The following is an 18,263-nucleotide window of genomic DNA, read 5'->3' on the forward strand; positions in this document are numbered from 1 at the left end:
GGGGAATTCAAGCATGTCTGAAAGTTCTGTGAAAAACGTAGCAGCCTCAACGCAGGAAAGCTGGTTGCAGCGACGCTTTCATTTACACCAGCGCCAGACCAGAGTGAAAACCGAATGTCTGGCAGGGATCACAGGATTCCTCGCCGCCGCTTATTTACTGGTAGTGATCCCCGGTTTGCTGGCGGTGGGCGGAATGGATAAAGGCGCGGCGACAACCGGCGTGATCCTGGTGTTTGTGCTGGGCTCACTGTTAATGGCGTTCTACGCTAATCTGCCGTTTATGGTTGGTCCTGGCATCGGCGGCTCCGTGCTGGTCGGCATCACGCTGGCAGGCGACGGCATCACCTGGCCCATTGCATTAGGGATTGCCTGCTGGTCGGGCATTTTATTCTTCGTCATGACCGTTTTTGGTCTGCGGGAAATCGTCACACGTTCTGTTCCGCAGTCCATCAAGCTCGGGCTGACAGCATCGATTGGTATTTTCGTTGCTCTGCTCGGCTTTCGTAACGCCGGGCTGGTGATGGCCAATGCCAAAACACATGCACTGGCGTTAGGGGACTTTACCGCGCCGGGTGCCCTGATTGCGCTGCTCGGTTTGCTGATTGCTGTGGGATTACAGGCGCGCAAAGTACCGGGAGCCATCCTCTGGGCTATTTTACTGGCGACTGTGGCAGGTATTCCATTTGGCGTGACACATTTACCTGAACAATGGATTTCTCTTCCCCATTCGGTGGCTCCGCTGTTTGGCAAAGTTGATTTGATCGGCGCAATTAATATCGCTTTCCTGCCATTCCTGTTCATCTTCTTTGCATCAGAATTCTTCTCAACGATGGGCACGACTCTGGCGGTAGGCGGAGAAGCCGGACTGCTTGATGAACACGGCAACATGAAGCACATCAACCGCCCGTTCATGGTGGACTCAGTTGCCGCTGCACTCGGCCCGATAGTGGGGATCCCGGCCGCAACCGCGCTGATTGAATCGTCTGCCGCCGCGGAAGCTGGGGGTAAAACAGGCCTGACGGCGCTGTCTGCTGCCGTGATGTTCCTGCTGATGCTGCTGTTCACACCGGTTGCGCTGATGATCCCGAAAGAAGCGACGGCACCTGCGCTGATCCTGATTGGCCTGAACATGTTCAGCAATCTGCGCAAAGTCGATTTGGCGAATTTCACTGATGCGTTGCCGGTGCTGATGATGGTGATGATTACCCTGATTTCCAACAGCTTCGGTACCGGGATTGCCGGTGGCCTGCTGTTTTACATCATCATTAAAGTGGTGGCCGGGAAGGCGCGCGAAGTGCCTTTAGGGCTGTATATCCTCGCCATCCCTCTGGTGTATTACTTTGCGACGCTGGTTCATCACTAAAAGAAGCAGGTAAAAAGTCAGTAAACCAAGGGCGCGGAGAACGTGCCCTTTTTTATGGGCGCAGTTTGACTAAGAGAGAACGATAAATCAGGAAAATTATAAGGGGATTGGTGAAACGGAAAGGCCTGAAATGGTGGAGGCCCTGCCAGCTACATCCCGGCACACACGACACCTGCTATGGCTGCTTCCTTCCGGACCTGACCGAGTTAACAAGTTAGCGTTGCGGGAGAACCAACAGGGCCCCCATTGACGTTGTCGGCTTCATTTCTCCTGAGAGAATCGAAGCGGTGGGCATTATCAGTGATGCCCGAGGCAAATGCAAGTCAACCGCCGACAACCGTTGTTTTCTTAAACAATACGCCTGAATCAGGACGGACAGAAGGACAGAAGGACATTTTTTGCGTCATACTGTTCGCCAAACACTGAGGAGGATGTCATGTCAGAACCCGATAACTTTCGCCAGCGCGTATTCCAGATTATCGCCGCCATTCCATCGGGTCAGGTCACGACTTATGGCAACGTCGCACAACTGGCTGGTTCTCCGCGGGCTGCGCGTCAGGTGGGCGGTGTGCTCAAAAAGTTACCCGAAGGCAGTTCACTTCCCTGGCATCGGGTGATTAACCGCCACGGTGAAATTTCCCTGCAAGGCGAGGATTTCAAACGTCAGCGCCAGGCACTTCTGGCCGAGGGGATTATCTTTAAGAAAGGCAAAGTGGATTTAGAAAAATACGGCTGGAAGTGGTAACCGGCACCCATAAAAAAGCACCGCCGGAGCGGTGCCTGAATCATTGTTAGTCATGCACTCGTCATTAAATATTAATAAGTTGCAGACTGGGTCGGAACTGCACTGACCGGTGCCGGTGCTGTGCCCAGCCCCGGATTTGACGGGTTAGTCATTGGCCCCAAAGCATTCGGTTTGGTCGCGACAGGAACGGCTACGACCGGAACAAGTTGCAGATCGGCACGTGTGCCCTGACCGTTATTAATGACTTCTTTAATGCTATCGGTAACAAATGTCACCTGACCATTAATGGTCACCGCCGCACTTAACAGTACACGTGCATTAGGCGCAATTTCCTGCGGGTTGTACGGCAGGATAAAGGTAAACGGAGACTGTTTGCCCTGGGTTCTCGCGACTTTCTGCGAGATCACACGCGATGGCGTATCGGCAATTGAAGCATCAGACAAGGTTACGGTCAGGACCGCATCTGGTGGCAAGGCCACACGCTGATTTATGAACACGCTACCCGATACGTTCGGGCCGGTGATCGCAGGTGCAGTGGCCGGACTGGCCGCGGTATTCACTGGAGGTTGCTGCGCTGGAGCCTGATGATGCGCACATCCGGCAAGAGTCAGAGACAGCGCGGTTCCACCTACTATCTGCCAAAGTTTCATTGTTCCTTCTCCCTTTTATTATTCGATTGTCGACAAGTTGTTATAAACGCCGACGATGAACTTAGTGACTTAAACCAGCTTACCCATTAATCATGGCACAAAAAACCAAGGTTTGCCGCCTGATGGCAAAACAAGACTTCTGAGCCATCAAAAGATCCACTATGATTAACAGGTTAGACCTGTCAGTGAAGGCATATTTCAGAACATTCCTGCCTGCAGTATCCCGGGTAACTTAGGTCACTATCATCAGTAAATTTCATGAGGCCACTATGAGTCAGGCATTAAAAAATCTGCTGGATCTGTTAGATCTGGAAAAAATTGAAGAAGGATTGTTTCGTGGTCAAAGTGAAGATCTGGGCTTACGTCAGGTCTTTGGTGGTCAGGTAGTCGGTCAGGCGTTATATGCGGCTAAACAGACAGTGCCTGTCGATCGTGGTATTCACTCTTTTCACAGCTACTTTTTGCGTCCCGGTGACAGCAGCAAACCCATCATCTATGACGTGGAAATTCTGCGGGACGGCAACAGCTTTAGCGCACGGCGCGTAAAAGCTGTTCAGCATGGCAAGCCTATTTTTTATATGACTGCATCTTTCCAGAGCCAGGAAGACGGCTTCGAACATCAGAACACCATGCCTGATGTCCCGGCACCGGAAACGCTGGTTTCAGAATCTGACATTGCTAAAAATCTGGCTCACCTGATCCCTGAAAAATTCCGCGAAAAATTCATTGGTCACAAGCCGATTGAAATGCGTCCGGTGAAATTCCATAACCCGCTAAAGGGCAGCGTCGAAGAGCCACACCGCGCGGTATGGTTCAGAGCTAACGGGGAGATGCCGGACGATTTGCGCATCCATCAATATCTGCTGGGTTATGCCTCGGACTTCAATTTCCTGCCGACTGCGCTGCAACCTCATGGTATCGGGTTCCTTGAGCCGGGAATGCAGGTCGCAACCATCGATCATTCGATGTGGTTCCACCGCCCTTTCCGTATGGATGACTGGCTGCTGTATGCCGTAGAAAGCACATCGGCTTCGGGCGCTCGTGGTTTTGTACGCGGACAATTTTATACCCGTGATGGCGTGCTGGTTGCCTCGACGGTACAGGAAGGCGTGATCCGCCAGCGGACACCTGAATAAACATTATCCGATCACGGTTGGCAAAAACTGTGCATTAAAAAGGGGCGATATCATTATCGCCCCTTTTGCATATCATCATTATTTTATTGTTTTGTACTGCCTGATTAGAGAGTTAGCGCACTACTTTCTCTGAAATCGTATTACTGTTGAATCAATGGCCGGTTACTGGTTGTAGGCGTTTTCGCCGTGGCTGTTTACATCCAGACCTTCACGTTCCTGCTCTTCAGGAACACGCAGACCTACAATCATGTCAGCCACTTTGTAACCGATGAAGGCCACAACACCGGACCACACCAGCGTGACGCAAACGCTGAAGAACTGAACCCAAACCTGATGGCCCATGGTCACGCCTTCTGCGTAACCCACACCGCCCAGAGAGCTGGAAGTGAATACACCGGTCAGCAGGCAGCCTACGATACCGCAGACACCGTGAACACCGAACACGTCACAGGTATCATCAACGCGCAGCCATTTCTTCAGGGTAACCACACCCCACAGGCCAGTCACACCGCCGACCAGACCGATGATTAAAGCACCGCCCACGCCGACCGTGCCACATGCCGGAGTGATAGCAACCAGACCCGCGATAGCACCGGAGCTTGCGCCCAGCAGGGAAGGCTTGCCGCGAACCATCCACTCAACCAGAGTCCAGGACAGGATTGCGCCAGCAGTTGCAATCACAGTGTTCAGGAACGCCAGCGCGGCAATAGAACTTGCTGCACTTGCAGAGCCGGCGTTAAAGCCGAACCAGCCTACGTACAGGATTGCAGCGCCAGTGAATACCATTGGCAGGTTGTGTGGTTTGAACGCTTCTTTACCGAAACCAGCACGTTTACCCAGCAGGTATGCCCCCACCAGACCCGCAATAGCCGCGTTGATGTGAACAACCGTACCACCGGCGAAGTCCAGCGCGCCATCAGCCGCCAGGAAACCGCCCGCCCACACCATGTGTGCCATTGGAATGTAGGAGAAGGTCAGCCAGATCACGGTGAAAATCAGCACCGCAGAGAAACGCACACGTTCAGCGATGCCACCGACGATCAGTGCCACTGTGATACAGGCAAATGAGCACTGGAATGCCACGTGGATCATCTGAGAGAAGGTGCCGGTCACAGAATCCAGGCCAATGCCTTTCATCATTACGTTGCCGAAGCCACCGAAGAAGGCATTACCCTCGCTGAATGCCAGGCTGTAACCGTAAAGGATCCACAGAACGCAGACCAATGCGAAGGTCACAATAACCTGAGTCAGCATGGATAAAACGTTTTTAGAACGCAGTAAGCCGCCGTAGAACAACGCAACGCCCGGTACGGTCATAAATAACACCAGCGCGGTACAAATCATCATAAAGGCGTTATCAGCACCGTTGGCGGCTGCTGGTGCTGCGGCCATGGCAAGCGAAGGCAGTAATGCCACTGCGCCCAGCCCCATCATGGATAAAAGTTTTTTCATTATTAACCCACCCCTGTTTCTCAAAACTGTTTTTTCTAATCTGATTTATCTCAAACCGACTGGCATGAGAGATAAAATCCGGAAATTACAGTGCTGCTTCGTCGGTTTCACCAGTACGAATACGGATAACACGTTGCAATTCAGCAACGAAAATTTTGCCGTCACCGATCTTGCCGGTGTAGGCCGCTTTGCTGATGACGTCGATCACTTCATCAAGCTGATCGTCAGCGATAGCAATGTCGATTTTTACTTTTGGAAGGAAGTTCACGCTGTATTCCGCGCCACGGTAAAGTTCGGCATGACCTTTCTGACGGCCAAAACCTTTAACTTCCGTTACGGTCAGCCCCTGAATTCCAACAGCAGACAGCGCTTCACGCACGTCTTCCAGCTTAAAAGGTTTGATCACCACAGTAACCAGCTTCATTGTGCCACTCCTCGAATTAAGGGCTTACCGCGAGAGGATTCGCGCCCGATACGCAAGGGATAAAGCAAAGGGTGTGCCAGAGTTGAAACTGTTGAAATATTCCTGCAATTCCCGCGCAAACCGGCATTTTCAGAATAATCGTGACCGCACGCACAGTTGTTTCGCAATACCGCTCACAGCAACGCACGCACCAATAAAGTGCTCATCGCTGCTTTATAGTGCAATGCTTTAACTGAGGACATTTTGCCTGCATGAATACGGTGCGCAGAGCAGGATAGCGGGAGGATAGGACGTTCAGGAGAGGATGCTGGCGTAGCGCACTCGTTACGCCAGCTGACAGTTTATGCGTTTTCTGTAGAAGGAATTCCCTGCTCAGCCGACGCCAGTTCTTGCCCGGCAAGTTGCAACTGATACATCTGATAATACCGGCCTTTTTGTGCCAGCAGCTGTAAGTGGTTGCCCTGCTCGACGGCTTGCCCGCGATGCAGTACCAAAATATTGTCTGCATCCACAATCGTCGACAGACGGTGTGCGATAACTACCAGAGTTGTTTGCTGACGAATGGCACGTAAAGCACGCTGAATTGCCTGCTCGGTTCCTGAATCGATATTGGCCGTTGCCTCGTCAAGGATCAGAATTTCCGGTGCCTGCACCAAAACGCGCGCCATCGCCAGCAATTGCTTCTGTCCAACAGAGAGATTATTACCCTGTTCGCCCAGGCGCGTATTCAACCCTTCCGGCATTCCCCGTACCAGCGGAGAAAGCTGCACAACATCCAGTGCGTGCCAGACCTGCGCTTCATCAATATCGCGTCCTAACGTCACGTTAGAGAATACTGATTCCGCCAGCACCACCGGATCCTGCTGTACCATCGCAATGCCCTTTCGCAGACTGGAGTGCGAAAGATCAGCAAGGTTACGCCCGTCAACGCGGATCTCACCTTTGTTGAGCGGGTAATAGCCCATCAGAAGGTTCGCCAGCGTACTTTTACCGCTGCCCGTATGCCCGACCAGCGCCACAAACCCACGCGAAGGGACATGCAGGGAAATATTCTCCAGCACCCATTTTTCCGGGCGGTAGGCAAAACTGACGTCACGAATATCAATTTCGCCGCTGGTAAGCAACTTATCGTCTGGCCCGTACTGCTGCTGAGTGCGATCCATCAAATCAAAGATACGTTCACCTGCGACGACAGCCTGCTGGAGAATGGATTGCTGCGACGTCAGCTCAATCAGAGGTTCGTTGAGACGCCCGAGGTAGTTGATGAAGGCATACAACACCCCTACCCCTATCGAGCCTTCTGCACTGAAACCAAACAGGATTAATAAGCCGCATAAAATCAGGGATGAAAATAAGCTGAGTAACGGACGAAGCAAAAATCCTTCCAGCCGCAGCGTCTGCATACGGGCCATATAATGCGACTGACTGGCGCGGGACAGGCGTTCACCAAACCGTTTTTGCTGACGGAATTGCTGAATGACGTTCATGCCATTAATGACTTCGTTGAAGCCATCATTAATGTCTGCCAGATAAGCACGCACCTTACGAACGACCGGCGTACTGTAAATCTGATATAGCCCCATCACTACAAACACGGCCGGGAAGATACAGATAGCCACTGAAGCAAGTCGCCAGTCAAGGCTGAACATCGCCACCAGCATGGCGCCAATCAGCGCAATGCTGCGCAGAACCGTCGAAACCACCGTGACATAAAGGTCACGGATCACTTCGGTATCATTGGTAACTCGGGAAATAAGCTGCCCGACCGGTTGAGTATCAAAAGCGCTCAAAGGCTGACGCAATGCCGCATCCATAACGTCGGTGCGCAGACGCTGAACCACGCCGACGGCAGCACGGTTAAACAAAAGTGCCTGAAAATAATGCAGACTTGCAGCCAGAAATTGCAGGAAGATGAAACTCAGCGCCAGTAAACTGACTTTCCCCCAGGGCATTTCACCCTTAGCCACATAATGGTCGATAAAAAAGCTGATCAGAATCGGGCCGGTAACTTCCGCTGCGGCAGCAATCCACAACATCAGCACAGCGTAAGACAGCGGCTTACTGTAGGGTTTGCCATATCCCAGCAGACGTTTGAGCGTAGGCCAAAGCTTCTGGATTTTACTGACTTTTTGTTCCGCCATGTTATTCAGCCTCCTTTTCCTGCACATCATCCAGAGCAGCCTCAAGCTGCTGATAGCGGAACATATCGCGATACCAGCCCGGCTTCGCAGCCAGTTCATCATGATCACCGCGCTGTGAAATGCTTCCGTGACTGAATACCAGAATCTCACTGGCCTCGGTCAGCGCCGAAAGCCGGTGAGCGCTGATTATCACCGTTCTGTCACTGCCCCACTGACGCAGGTTTTGCAGGATCTGATGCTCCGTGCGGCCATCGACGGCGGATAACGCGTCATCCAGGATCAGGATTTCCGCTTTGAGCAACAGCGCTCTGGCAATCGAAATACGTTGTTTCTGACCACCCGAAAGCATAACGCCACGTTCACCGACTTCAGTTTCATACCCCTGAGGCAAACGCAGAATGTCATCGTGAACGCTGGCAAGCCGTGCCGCTTCTTCAATTTCTTCCTGCGTTGCATCCGGCCGGCCAAGCGCAATGTTCTGCGCGACGGTGTCTGAAAACAGGAAAGGCGTCTGGCTGACGACGGCAAGCCGTGCGCGCCAGTCATCGAGCCGGATTTCTTTGAGAGATAAACCGTGGTAACGCACATCGCCTTCAGTGACATCGAACTGGCGCTGAAGCAATGCCAGCAAGGTACTTTTTCCAGAACCCGTCGGGCCACATAAACCGAGCATTTGCCCCGGTTTGAGGGAAAAGTCTACGGACGTTAATGCGGCGTGTTTGTTTTCCGGATAGTGGAAGGTGTGGATCTGCGCTTCAAGCACCGCACGGCCTGCGGGTAAAGGTGTCGTGCCGTCAGCAACCGCCGGCGCTTCCTGTAGCAAGCTGCGGATACGGCTGTAGGCTGCACTGCCACGTTCAACGATATTGAACATCCACGCCAGCGCCAGCATAGGCCAGATCATCAGCCCAAGGTACATGACAAAACTGGTGAGTTCACCGAGTGTCAGATGCCCGTTGACCACCATCCAGCTGCCGCCACCAATGGCCAGAAGATTCGCCATGCCGATGGAGACGTAAATCGTAGGGTCAAAACGCGCATCGACCCGGGCAACGCGCAGATTTTTGGCACCGGTATCCGCTGCAACGTCTGCAAATTGTGATGACTGATGATTTTCCAGACCAAAAGCTTTGATCATGCGAATACTGGTCAGGCTTTCCTGTGCCTGATCGTTAAGAGAGGAAAACGCCGCCTGAGCGGTTTTAAAGCGGGAATGCAACTGGTCGCCATAACGCTTGATGATGATCGCCATGACCGGCATCGGCACCAGCGAAAGCAGCGTGAGTTCCCAGCTGATCTGGGTTGCCATCACGATCAGTACCGCCAGCCCCATGACGAGAGAGTCGACCAGTGTTAAAACACCCTCGCCTGCGGCAAAGACTACGCGGTCGACGTCGTTGGTTGCCCGGGCAATCAAATCGCCGGTGCGGTGACGCAGATAAAAAGCCGGATGCTGGCGGCTGAGCTGGCGGAAAAAATCCTGTCGCAATTCGACAGCCAGCTGATAGGACGCGCCGAATAACAATACACGCCAGACGTAGCGCAGCAGGTAAACGACTATCGCCGTGCCAAGCATCAGACCCAACCACGCGAAAAGTACGTTGTAAGACATTTGTTTTGACGTTACGCCATCAATAATTACCCCGACCAGTTTGGGCGGCAATAATTGCAGGACAGCAATAATGATCAGCAAGGCGACGGCACCCAGATACCGGCGCCATTCGCGACGGAAGTACCAGCCTAATTGTGCAAACAGTCTCACGCAGAGTTTTCCATACAAATAATAAGGATTTTATTGAGTTAACAGATATCAGAAATACCTGTTTGCTCTTCAGGCTGACAAGGATACCAGAGTTAACATGCGTTTCTGATGAAACTTTTTACTGCAACTTTTGCATTAAATTGGCAATGCTGTGCTCGATTTTATGCGCTCCATCGCAAAACTTGAGGTCACATCGTTCAGCCCCGGAATGCCGTTCACAAGTCGCTTGTAAAAGTTATCGTAGCTTTTCATATCGGAAACCTGCACCTGCAATAAATAATCATATTCTCCGGCCATCCGGTAGAAGCCCAGGACTTCCGGAAACGCTTCAACCTGTTGTACAAAGCGCTGATACCATTCGCTGTTGTGATGCTGTGTCTTGATCAATACAAATGCCGTCAGGCTCAGTCCGAGCTTATCGCCATCCAGCAACGCCACCTTGCCTCGAATAATCCCGTCATCTTCAAGGCGCTTGATTCTTTTCCAGCAGGGTGTCGAGGTGAGATTAACGGCCTCCGCCAGTTCGTTAAGAGAAAGGGTGCAATCGTTTTGCAGCAACGACAAAAGCTTAAGGTCAATTTTATCTACCACAAGGCACTCCGGGAGAAAATATTTCTACAAATACTGCATCTCATGGGTTAAAGAGTAACTTATTTCTCTGGCGATTACGTTATTCTTATCTCATCAAAACACTTTTATGAGCCTGCAACATGCGTAATTCCTGGGTCACTCACGCCATTAAAGAAATCGACGCCGATTTTCAACGTTCAGCTGACACACACTTAATTCGTCTCACACTGAATGATTTTCCGGGAATTTCGATGTACCTGAAGGATGAGAGCACGCACCCTTCCGGCAGCCTGAAACATCGCCTGGCGCGATCGCTGTTTTTATATGGACTCTGCAACGGCTGGATCCGCGAAAATACACCCATCATTGAAGCTTCGTCAGGCAGTACCGCCATTTCCGAAGCCTACTTCGCCCGGCTGCTAGGCCTGCCTTTTATTGCTGTGATGCCAGCCTGCACCGCCCCGCGCAAAATTCAGCAAATTGAGTTTTATGGTGGCCGCTGTCATTTCGTCGAGAATTCCGGCCAGATTTATGCCGCTTCAGAACAACTCGCCAGAGAACTAAACGGCCATTATATGGATCAGTTTACTTACGCTGAGCGCGCGACTGACTGGCGCGGGAACAACAATATTGCCGACAGTATTTTCCGTCAGATGTCCCGCGAGCCGCATCCGGTGCCGCGCTATCTGGTGATGAGTGCCGGTACTGGCGGCACCTCCGCCACCCTGGGTCGTTATATCCGCTATCAGGGGCACGAAACAGAACTAGTGTTAGTGGATCCTGAAAACTCGGTATTTTACGATTACTATCAGCGACGTGACGCCAGCGTCACCGCGCAATGCAGCAGCCGCATCGAGGGCATTGGTCGCCCTCGCGCCGAACCGTCATTTATCCCGGACGTCATCGACAGCATGATGCAGATACCCGATGCTGCAAGTGTGGCAACCGTTCGCTGGCTTGAGCAGGTACTGGGGCGAAAAGTCGGCGGTTCAACGGGTACCAATATGTGGGGCGCTTTGCAGCTCGCAAAACAAATGCGTGAAAAAGGCGAAACCGGCTCGATTGTCACCCTGCTTTGCGACAGCGGAGAACGTTATCTGAATACCTATTTTGATGACAACTGGGTGGCGAAAAATATCGGGGATATTTCCGTTTACGCTGCACAACTGGAAGGACTTAACTGAATATCCTCGAAATCATTCGGGCTACAGCAAGGCCGTAAATGAATGAATCCCGATGAGGTTACACAAGGAAGTGATTCGGGTGAAATAATGCCGCTAACACAGCTATAGTTTGAGGGATGAAGAGGAAAAAAGCCGGGACAGAATGGCCCGGCTTGCTGCAATACCTTTTATTCGGGGGAATAGGTGAGGTGTGGAGTGTGCAGCCAGTGTTGCAAAAAGTGAGACACCGCCTGATTGCGGCAATGCCCGATGATTTGTAAGTGAGGGGATTGCTCTTTCAGCACCGGTAATGCGTTGCCCATAATTAGCCCCATCCCGACGCCTTCCAGCATTTCCTTGTCGTTCATGGCATCGCCAAAGGCCATGCACTCCGACATTTCAATCCCCAGGCCCGCCGTCAGAAATGCCAGCGCGCTGCCTTTATTGCTGCCCGCTGGCTGTACATCCAGACAATCTGCCGCTGAGAAGCACAAATCAATACGCGGACCAAAGTGTTCTTTCAGTTGCGGAACCAGCGCCAGCAGGGTTTCGTGAGGTGCACAGAAACACACTTTACTGTTGCCTGAATCCGGCAATAAACGCAGATCCTGCAACTGGTAACGGAAACCGCTGAACTGGTGCGGGATCAGTAAGTCAGGATCATCCAGCGACGTAAACCAGCCGTCATCGCGGAATACGTGCAAACTGGCCGGAGTATCCCATTGCGTATGCAGAAGCTCATGCGCGCAATCTTCGGACAAATCACTCGCGTGCAAACGGTGACCGGCTAAGTCATGAATACGCGTGCCATTGCCGGTGATCAGAAAACCATCCAGCCCGATATTTGCCAGAATATCTTTCATTTCAAGATAATGACGACCGGTCGCAAACGTCAGTTTTACCGGTTTTTCAGCCAGCTCGCGCAGCGTTGCCAGTGTTTTTTCGCCCAGGGTGTGATCGGGTAAAAGCAGCGTGCCATCCATATCAAATGCAGCTAAACGGTACATGTTTCCTCTCTGAGCGGAGATAATTTTCGCATTCAAAGTATGTACCCGGATTTGCGGAACTAATAGTGAACAATTTAGAAATACTGTTCCTGTTTTAGCTCACAGTTTATCCTTAAGCTGCAAGCCAGTCCGCCGTACGTGCGATATGCTGAACAAACGATGTGCTGAACAACAACTTAGCCTGAAAATAAGGTTCCGTATTTATCATGCGCCTGCAAAACCGCCTTAATCAATTCCAGCGTCTGCATCTCAAAACGGGATCGCTTCCGGTTCAGCTTACCGTGGCAGAACTGGCAGATATTTTTTGCTGTAGCGAACGCCACACACGGACTTTACTCACTCATTTTCAGGATGCGGGCTGGATTGACTGGAAATCACAGGCTGGCCGCGGAAAACGCGCCTCGCTCTGCTGCCTGAGAACCCCCGAAGATCTGCGCGGCACCTATTTACAGGAATTACTCATTAACGGTGAACATTCTGCGGCACTGCAATTAAGCCAGCTGGATCCCACCCACCTCAACGCCCTGCTGGCGCCGCATCTGGGCGGACAATGGCAGGAAGATGCCCCCACGCTACGCATACCTTATTACCGCCCTCTCCAGCCGTTGGATCCTCTGACCCTGACCGGTCGTGCGGAGCAGCATCTCGCCCACACAATACATGCGGGGCTGACGCGTTATATTCCGGGAAACTCTGCGCCACAGCCTGATCTGGCACATCACTGGCAGGTCAGTAACAATGGCAAAACCTGGCAGTTTTTTCTGCGCAGTCAGTTGTTCTGGCATAACGGCGAGCCACTGAAAACAGCGCAACTGATGGCGCGGTTCCAGCAGTTAAAAAATTCGTCACGCGGCAAACATAATCTGGCCTCAGTGATCAGATTGTCGCAGCCACACGCGCTATGTCTGCAATTTGATCTCGATAAACCCGACTACTGGCTGGCGCATCGTTTTGCCGATCTCAATTGCCTGCTTTCGCACCCTGAAGACCCGCATATTGGTGCCGGACCTTTCCGGCTGACCACGTTCTCCCCTGAGCTGGTCAGGCTCGAGCAACACACGTTGTATACGTTGCAACATCCTTATCTGGCGGCGATTGAGTTTTGGATCACCCCACAATTGTTCGCGCAGAAGAATAATGTCAGCTGTCAGCATCCTGTCAGGATCATTCTTGGCGAACAGGAAGAATTATCGCGAGTGAAACCGGTAAGGCGCAGCACCAGCCTGGGTTTTTGCTACATCGCCGCCAATCTCAGGCGGGGTGTGTTAAATGAAGCGCAGGCGCGGAAAATTGTTCGTCTGATCCAATGCAGTGGCATGTTAAATAATTTGCCTATCGATCATGACCTGGTGAAATCCAGCAAAGAAATGCTGCCGGGCTGGCCAATCCCTTTGCATGACGATGCGGATGTTCTGCTGCCGGAAAAACTAACATTGCTTTTTCATCCGCCGGTTGAATTTGAGCTGGTAGCACAGGCGCTAAAAGAACGGCTGGCGGAAGAAGGTTGCAGGCTTGAGATTGGTTACCATGCCGGCCGGCTCTGGGAGGACGATGCGTTGCTCCGCTCAGCCGACCTTCTGCTCGGGGACCGCCTGATTGGTGAATCTCCCGAAGCATCGCTTGAAAACTGGTTACAGCAAGACCCGCTATGGACCGGGATCCTGCGCGATGAAGATTATGCGTGTCAGCAACAGCGCCTGGCAGTGATTCAGCAAATTCCGCAGGAAAACCGACGTTCGGATGAACTGCGCGAACATTTCTTTCAATGGATGAAATCAGGCATCGTGACACCTTTGTTTAATTATCAATATCAGGTCAGTGCGCCACCGCGTATCAGCGGAGTTCAGCTTACGGCCTGGGGCTGGTTCGATTTTTGTCAGGCCTGGGTTCCGCCGCCCCTGCAGGACGAAAATGTGTGAAGGAGCTGTTTCACTACACTCTGGCACTAAAGGAAAGTAACATTAGGGCAGTTTTACTGTCCGGCGGGCAGTGAATTCAGATAATGGTTTCAAACAACAGGTAATCAGAATGAAAAGAGCAGTGGTGGTTTTTAGCGGCGGACAAGATTCAACAACCTGTCTGATTCAGGCTCTGAAACAATATGACGAAGTCCACTGCGTCACGTTCGATTATGGTCAGCGCCATCGTGCTGAAATTGAAATCGCACAGAAATTATCAGTGGAACTTGGCGCCCGTGCGCACAAGGTTTTGGATGTTGGCTTGTTAAATGAACTGGCCGTCAGCAGTCTGACACGCGATAACATTCCGGTGCCTAACTTTGGCGATGAAAATAACGGCGGCCTGCCAAGCACTTTCGTTCCAGGCCGTAACATTTTATTCCTGACGCTGGCAGCGATTTACGCTTACCAGATCCAGGCAGAGGCAGTGATCACCGGGGTTTGTGAAACAGACTTCTCCGGTTATCCGGATTGCCGTGATGAGTTCGTGAAGGCGCTGAACACGGCCGTATCGCTCGGTCTGGCACGTGATGTCCGTTTTGAAACGCCGCTGATGTGGCTGAATAAAGCGGAAACCTGGGCGCTGGCTGATTATTATCAGCAACTGGATCTGGTCCGCCATAAAACGCTGACCTGTTATAACGGCATTGCCGGCGATGGCTGTGGTGAATGTGCAGCCTGTCATCTGCGCGCCAACGGCCTGCAACAATATCAGCAAGACAAAGCGGGCGTGATGAACAGCCTGAAGAAAAAAACCGGCCTGCGTTAATTCAGCCAAAATCATAAACAAAGCGGGTGGCCATCAGACCACCCGTTTCCTGTGAAAAAGTACGCATATCAGTACGTCGCCGAATCAGTCGTTTTCCAGTTCCAGCTCACGCAATCGCTCCAGCAATTCACCTTCCAGCGGCAACGCTTTTTGCGTTCGCAAATCGATACAGACAAACGTCAGCGTCGCATCGGCAACCACTTCGCCCTGACAGGTCACAACCTGTTCCAGTACACCGCTGCGTCCGTTTAATTGCTGCATGCTGCTGTCAATACGCAACACATCGCCAAGCACTGCGGGTTTGCGATAATTGATGTTGATATTCACCACGATAAACGCAATTTTGTTCTCGCTCATCCACTGGAAACCCGACTGGTTATCGAGCCATTCCCAACGGGCAGTTTCGAGGAATTCCAGATAACGCGCATTGTTGACGTGCTGATAGACGTCGATATGAAAGCCGCGAACTTTAATAAAGGTATGCATAATCGTTAGAAAACTCCTGATAGTCGTCTGAGGCATACAACCAAACTGGTCAGATGTCTTTAGAGATTAGCAGAAGAAAACGGCGGCAACCGTTGAGGGTTTACCGCCGCGACATCCGTCACAATTTCAGACGGTCCTTGTTACGTTCAAATAATGCAGCACCAATTCCCGGTACTTCGCGTAGTTGTTCCACATCAGTAAACTGCCCAAGTTGTTCGCGATAGCTGATGATGGCCTGCGCCTTCTTCATCCCTACCCCGTTCAACACACTGGCAAATTCCTCTGCTGTCGCAGTGTTGATGCTGACAGTACTTTCATCGGTAACCGCAACCTGCTCCTTTTTCACTTGCGGACCTGAGACTTTCCCCGCGGTCGTAACCGGCGCCGCCGTGGTCGTCGCCACAGGGCTGCTGGCATTAGGTGCCGCGTGTAACATAACGGGCAGAGTAGAAAGCCCCAGTGCCAGAGCCAACGAAAGTGATGTAATACCTAATTTTTTCATGCTGTATCCTCCATGTGTTTGACAGCACGCAGAGAGTGCATCAGGGAGGAGAAGTGAACAACGGGCAAGTTTCAAATATGGAAAAGGCCGCGAAAGCGGCCTTTGTTTGTTGCAACGCGTTGCAAAACTTTGCGGCGTTTACTGGTTTTGTGCAGCTGAACCGTATTTGATTTTCGCTTCCTGACGCAGGTTTGTCAGCAAGGCATCAAAGGTCACGTTCGAGGAGGTTTGTTGCATCTCCTGATTGAAACGTGCGATATCCGCTTCCGGGACAACACCTGGCGTCACCGTATTCAGCTTAACCAGCACGCTGTTGCCTTTATTGTCCTGAGTCAGACCATAAACCGGCTGGTCTTTCTGAGGATGCGGCAATGCGTAGATGTTAGATTCAAACGCAGAAGGCTGCTGGCTACGCTGGACTTTCTGCACAGCACCGAAGCTCAGACCAGCCGCTTTCATCGCCTCATCGCCTTTGCCATCTTTCAGCGCGGTCAGCAGCTTCTCGCCATCCATCCGTGCCTGATCTTGGGCTTTCTGGCGTTTAACCAGCGTCGTCACCTGATCTTTCACTTCAGCAAAAGGTTTCACGCCTTCAGCTTTATGCGCTTCAACACGAACCACAAAAGCACGATCGCCATCAACAGTAATGATATCGGAGTTACTGCCCGGAGCACCGTCCTGACCAATCAGGCCGCCATCAAAAATCGCCTGTACGACAGGTTTGAAATTGATGCCAGCTGGGATTTGGTTTTGGGTAAACCAGTCGGTATGCACCGCTTTAGTTCCTGCAACTTCTTCGGCTGAAGTCAGAGATTCATTGTCATTGGTTGCCGCTTCGCTGACTTTCTGTTGCAACGCGTAGTAAGCATCCAGTGATTTTTCTTGCTTAAGCTTGTCAGTGATCGTGTTACGGACAGCCGCTAACGGTTTCACCTGCTCAGGCGTCACGTCATCAAGACGCAGGATGAAGAAACCGCTGTCAGATTTAATCACGCCGGAAACCTGACCTTTCGCCGTCAGATTAGCATTCTTAAATTCTGGCAATGTGGTTTCAGGTTCCATCCAGCCCAAATCACCACCCTGTTTAGCGCTCAGGGCATCGGTAGATTTGGTTTTAGCCAGTTCAGCAAAATCAGTTCCTTTCTTCAGCTCGGCGGCAACCGCGTCGGCATCAGCCTGTGATTTCAGGACAATGACGCTGTAACGGCGACGTTCAGGCTGACCGAACTCGCTTTTGTGCTGATCGTAATAGGCGCTGATATCAGCATCCGTCACTTCTGTTTTGCCCTGCATTGCCGCTGCATCCATTTCGATGTAGCTGACTTTTACCTGCTCAGGGGAAATAAAGCTGTTTTTGTTCTGGTCGTAGAAAGCCTGCAACTCTGCGTCAGTGACCTGCTGTTTTGCAGCCAGTGCATCAGTATCCAGAGTAGCGGTTTGTACTTCACGAACCTGCAGAAGCAGTTCAGCCAGTGATTTGCTTTCTACCGGCAAAACGAAATCAGACTGGCCGTAAGCCTGCTCAAGCTGCTGACTGATGAGCTGCTGTTTCATCAGCTGCGCAAAATTGTCCGCGCTGTATCCCATGCTCTGAATACTTTGCAGGTATTTGGCGTTATCAAAACGACCATCAGTCTGGAATTGTGGGGTCGCAAAAATCGCGTCTTTGATCTGCTGATCGCTGACGGTAATCCCTAATTTTTTGGAATACTGATCCAGCAAAGTGACGTCAATCAAATTGCTCAGGGATTCCTGACGCAACTGCTGCATGTAACCGTCACTGCCCGCCAGTTCAGAGAACTGATCGCCTAGTTGCTGCTGCAACCGGTTACGCTGGTTTTGCACCGCCTGCTCTAACTGAGCCCGACCGATTTCCTGACCATTCACTTTCGCTGCATAGTCGCCTGAACCGCCGACCAGGTAGTTGCCCACCCCTGTCAAAATAAAGGACAGAATAATCAGGGCCAGAATGATTTTGAGCACGACATTATTGGAAGCCGCGCGTAAATTGTCCATCATAGTGAGGCAACACTCCGCTGTAATAAAAAAAGCGCACCGTTCTCGATGCGCCTTGTATCTTACCTTACCAGCCCGATGACGTCAGGTTATTGTTTAACAACCAGACCTGAATGAAA

The 18,263-nt window shown here is 51.6% G+C and carries 16 protein-coding genes and 1 other RNA gene; 6 read left to right on the plus strand and 11 right to left on the minus strand.

Annotated elements, in window-relative coordinates; genetic code table 11:
- Positions 1–13: 13 nt before the first annotated feature.
- Positions 14–1,363 carry an NCS2 family permease gene (locus J1778_RS17220; RefSeq protein ID WP_217174199.1) on the plus strand — a complete coding sequence of 450 codons (1,350 nt, stop codon included), beginning with the start codon at positions 14–16 and terminating at the stop codon, positions 1,361–1,363.
- Between the two features lie 140 nt (positions 1,364–1,503).
- Here the strand turns inward: J1778_RS17220 and ffs are convergent.
- An RNA gene (ffs, locus tag J1778_RS17225) (signal recognition particle sRNA small type) lies at positions 1,504–1,600 on the minus strand.
- A gap of 199 nt (positions 1,601–1,799) precedes the next feature.
- Between ffs and J1778_RS17230 the strand changes: the two genes are divergently transcribed.
- Positions 1,800–2,108: an MGMT family protein gene (locus tag J1778_RS17230; protein WP_217174200.1), complete on the plus strand. Its 309-nt coding sequence runs from the start codon at positions 1,800–1,802 to the stop codon at positions 2,106–2,108.
- A gap of 71 nt (positions 2,109–2,179) precedes the next feature.
- Here the strand turns inward: J1778_RS17230 and J1778_RS17235 are convergent, their stop codons facing one another.
- On the minus strand, positions 2,180–2,758 hold the full coding sequence (locus J1778_RS17235) for a YbaY family lipoprotein (protein WP_217174201.1): 579 nt from the start codon (positions 2,756–2,758) through the stop codon (positions 2,180–2,182).
- A 269-nt stretch (positions 2,759–3,027) separates the two neighbouring features.
- Here J1778_RS17235 and tesB point away from each other — a divergent pair, with 269 nt between their 5' ends.
- Entirely contained in the window at positions 3,028–3,894 is an 867-nt protein-coding gene (gene tesB, locus J1778_RS17240) for an acyl-CoA thioesterase II (RefSeq protein WP_217174202.1), read from the plus strand.
- 162 nt (positions 3,895–4,056) lie between these two features.
- Here tesB and amtB read toward each other — a convergent pair whose 3' ends face one another.
- The 5 genes from amtB to J1778_RS17265 all read right to left on the minus strand — a co-directional run bounded on the left by amtB (position 4,057) and on the right by J1778_RS17265 (position 10,264).
- Positions 4,057–5,346 (minus strand): ammonium transporter AmtB, encoded by a 1,290-nt coding sequence (gene amtB, locus J1778_RS17245; protein WP_095924964.1) that lies wholly within the window; start codon positions 5,344–5,346, stop codon positions 4,057–4,059.
- Between the two features lie 85 nt (positions 5,347–5,431).
- Positions 5,432–5,770 (minus strand): P-II family nitrogen regulator, encoded by a 339-nt coding sequence (gene glnK, locus J1778_RS17250; protein ID WP_009639071.1) that lies wholly within the window; start codon positions 5,768–5,770, stop codon positions 5,432–5,434.
- 341 nt (positions 5,771–6,111) lie between these two features.
- On the minus strand, positions 6,112–7,911 hold the full coding sequence (locus J1778_RS17255) for a SmdB family multidrug efflux ABC transporter permease/ATP-binding protein (protein ID WP_217174203.1): 1,800 nt from the start codon (positions 7,909–7,911) through the stop codon (positions 6,112–6,114).
- A gap of 1 nt (position 7,912) precedes the next feature.
- Positions 7,913–9,673 carry a SmdA family multidrug ABC transporter permease/ATP-binding protein gene (locus tag J1778_RS17260; RefSeq protein WP_217174204.1) on the minus strand — a complete coding sequence of 587 codons (1,761 nt, stop codon included), beginning with the start codon at positions 9,671–9,673 and terminating at the stop codon, positions 7,913–7,915.
- Between the two features lie 135 nt (positions 9,674–9,808).
- Entirely contained in the window at positions 9,809–10,264 is a 456-nt protein-coding gene (locus tag J1778_RS17265) for an Lrp/AsnC family transcriptional regulator (protein ID WP_217174205.1), read from the minus strand.
- A 119-nt stretch (positions 10,265–10,383) separates the two neighbouring features.
- Here J1778_RS17265 and J1778_RS17270 point away from each other — a divergent pair, with 119 nt between their 5' ends.
- The gene (locus J1778_RS17270; RefSeq protein ID WP_217174206.1) at positions 10,384–11,427 is read left to right on the plus strand and encodes a PLP-dependent cysteine synthase family protein; all 1,044 of its coding nucleotides are present in this window, start codon (positions 10,384–10,386) and stop codon (positions 11,425–11,427) included.
- Between the two features lie 167 nt (positions 11,428–11,594).
- Here J1778_RS17270 and cof read toward each other — a convergent pair whose 3' ends face one another.
- The gene (gene cof / locus J1778_RS17275; RefSeq protein WP_217174207.1) at positions 11,595–12,413 is read right to left on the minus strand and encodes an HMP-PP phosphatase; all 819 of its coding nucleotides are present in this window, start codon (positions 12,411–12,413) and stop codon (positions 11,595–11,597) included.
- Between the two features lie 206 nt (positions 12,414–12,619).
- Here cof and J1778_RS17280 point away from each other — a divergent pair, with 206 nt between their 5' ends.
- Entirely contained in the window at positions 12,620–14,332 is a 1,713-nt protein-coding gene (locus J1778_RS17280; protein WP_217174208.1) for an SgrR family transcriptional regulator, read from the plus strand.
- A 109-nt stretch (positions 14,333–14,441) separates the two neighbouring features.
- Positions 14,442–15,140, plus strand: a complete 699-nt coding sequence (gene queC, locus J1778_RS17285; RefSeq protein ID WP_217174209.1) for a 7-cyano-7-deazaguanine synthase QueC — start codon at positions 14,442–14,444, stop codon at positions 15,138–15,140.
- Between the two features lie 84 nt (positions 15,141–15,224).
- Here queC and J1778_RS17290 read toward each other — a convergent pair whose 3' ends face one another.
- The 3 genes from J1778_RS17290 to ppiD all read right to left on the minus strand — a co-directional run bounded on the left by J1778_RS17290 (position 15,225) and on the right by ppiD (position 18,147).
- A complete protein-coding gene (locus tag J1778_RS17290) occupies positions 15,225–15,626 on the minus strand; it encodes a YbgC/FadM family acyl-CoA thioesterase (protein ID WP_217174210.1) in 402 nt (133 codons plus the stop codon).
- Between the two features lie 118 nt (positions 15,627–15,744).
- A complete protein-coding gene (locus J1778_RS17295; RefSeq protein ID WP_217174211.1) occupies positions 15,745–16,128 on the minus strand; it encodes a ComEA family DNA-binding protein in 384 nt (127 codons plus the stop codon).
- A 138-nt stretch (positions 16,129–16,266) separates the two neighbouring features.
- Positions 16,267–18,147 carry a peptidylprolyl isomerase gene (ppiD, locus tag J1778_RS17300; RefSeq protein WP_217174212.1) on the minus strand — a complete coding sequence of 627 codons (1,881 nt, stop codon included), beginning with the start codon at positions 18,145–18,147 and terminating at the stop codon, positions 16,267–16,269.
- Positions 18,148–18,263: the final 116 nt, after the last annotated feature.

Source organism: Rahnella bonaserana, from assembly GCF_019049675.1.
Classification (GTDB): domain Bacteria; phylum Pseudomonadota; class Gammaproteobacteria; order Enterobacterales; family Enterobacteriaceae; genus Rahnella; species Rahnella bonaserana.

What these genes read in the sequence shown, in the direction of transcription:
- tesB (WP_217174202.1), top strand. Translation starts at nt 3,028, where the DNA reads ATGAGTCAGGCATTAAAAAATCTGCTGGATCTGTTAGATCTGGAAAAA.
- J1778_RS17295 (WP_217174211.1), bottom strand. Translation starts at nt 16,128, where the DNA reads ATGAAAAAATTAGGTATTACATCACTTTCGTTGGCTCTGGCACTGGGG.
- J1778_RS17235 (WP_217174201.1), bottom strand. Translation starts at nt 2,758, where the DNA reads ATGAAACTTTGGCAGATAGTAGGTGGAACCGCGCTGTCTCTGACTCTT.
- cof (WP_217174207.1), bottom strand. Translation starts at nt 12,413, where the DNA reads ATGTACCGTTTAGCTGCATTTGATATGGATGGCACGCTGCTTTTACCC.
- J1778_RS17255 (WP_217174203.1), bottom strand. Translation starts at nt 7,911, where the DNA reads ATGGCGGAACAAAAAGTCAGTAAAATCCAGAAGCTTTGGCCTACGCTC.
- glnK (WP_009639071.1), bottom strand. Translation starts at nt 5,770, where the DNA reads ATGAAGCTGGTTACTGTGGTGATCAAACCTTTTAAGCTGGAAGACGTG.
- J1778_RS17280 (WP_217174208.1), top strand. Translation starts at nt 12,620, where the DNA reads ATGCGCCTGCAAAACCGCCTTAATCAATTCCAGCGTCTGCATCTCAAA.
- J1778_RS17270 (WP_217174206.1), top strand. Translation starts at nt 10,384, where the DNA reads ATGCGTAATTCCTGGGTCACTCACGCCATTAAAGAAATCGACGCCGAT.
- J1778_RS17230 (WP_217174200.1), top strand. Translation starts at nt 1,800, where the DNA reads ATGTCAGAACCCGATAACTTTCGCCAGCGCGTATTCCAGATTATCGCC.
- J1778_RS17220 (WP_217174199.1), top strand. Translation starts at nt 14, where the DNA reads ATGTCTGAAAGTTCTGTGAAAAACGTAGCAGCCTCAACGCAGGAAAGC.
- ppiD (WP_217174212.1), bottom strand. Translation starts at nt 18,147, where the DNA reads ATGATGGACAATTTACGCGCGGCTTCCAATAATGTCGTGCTCAAAATC.
- J1778_RS17290 (WP_217174210.1), bottom strand. Translation starts at nt 15,626, where the DNA reads ATGCATACCTTTATTAAAGTTCGCGGCTTTCATATCGACGTCTATCAG.
- amtB (WP_095924964.1), bottom strand. Translation starts at nt 5,346, where the DNA reads ATGAAAAAACTTTTATCCATGATGGGGCTGGGCGCAGTGGCATTACTG.
- queC (WP_217174209.1), top strand. Translation starts at nt 14,442, where the DNA reads ATGAAAAGAGCAGTGGTGGTTTTTAGCGGCGGACAAGATTCAACAACC.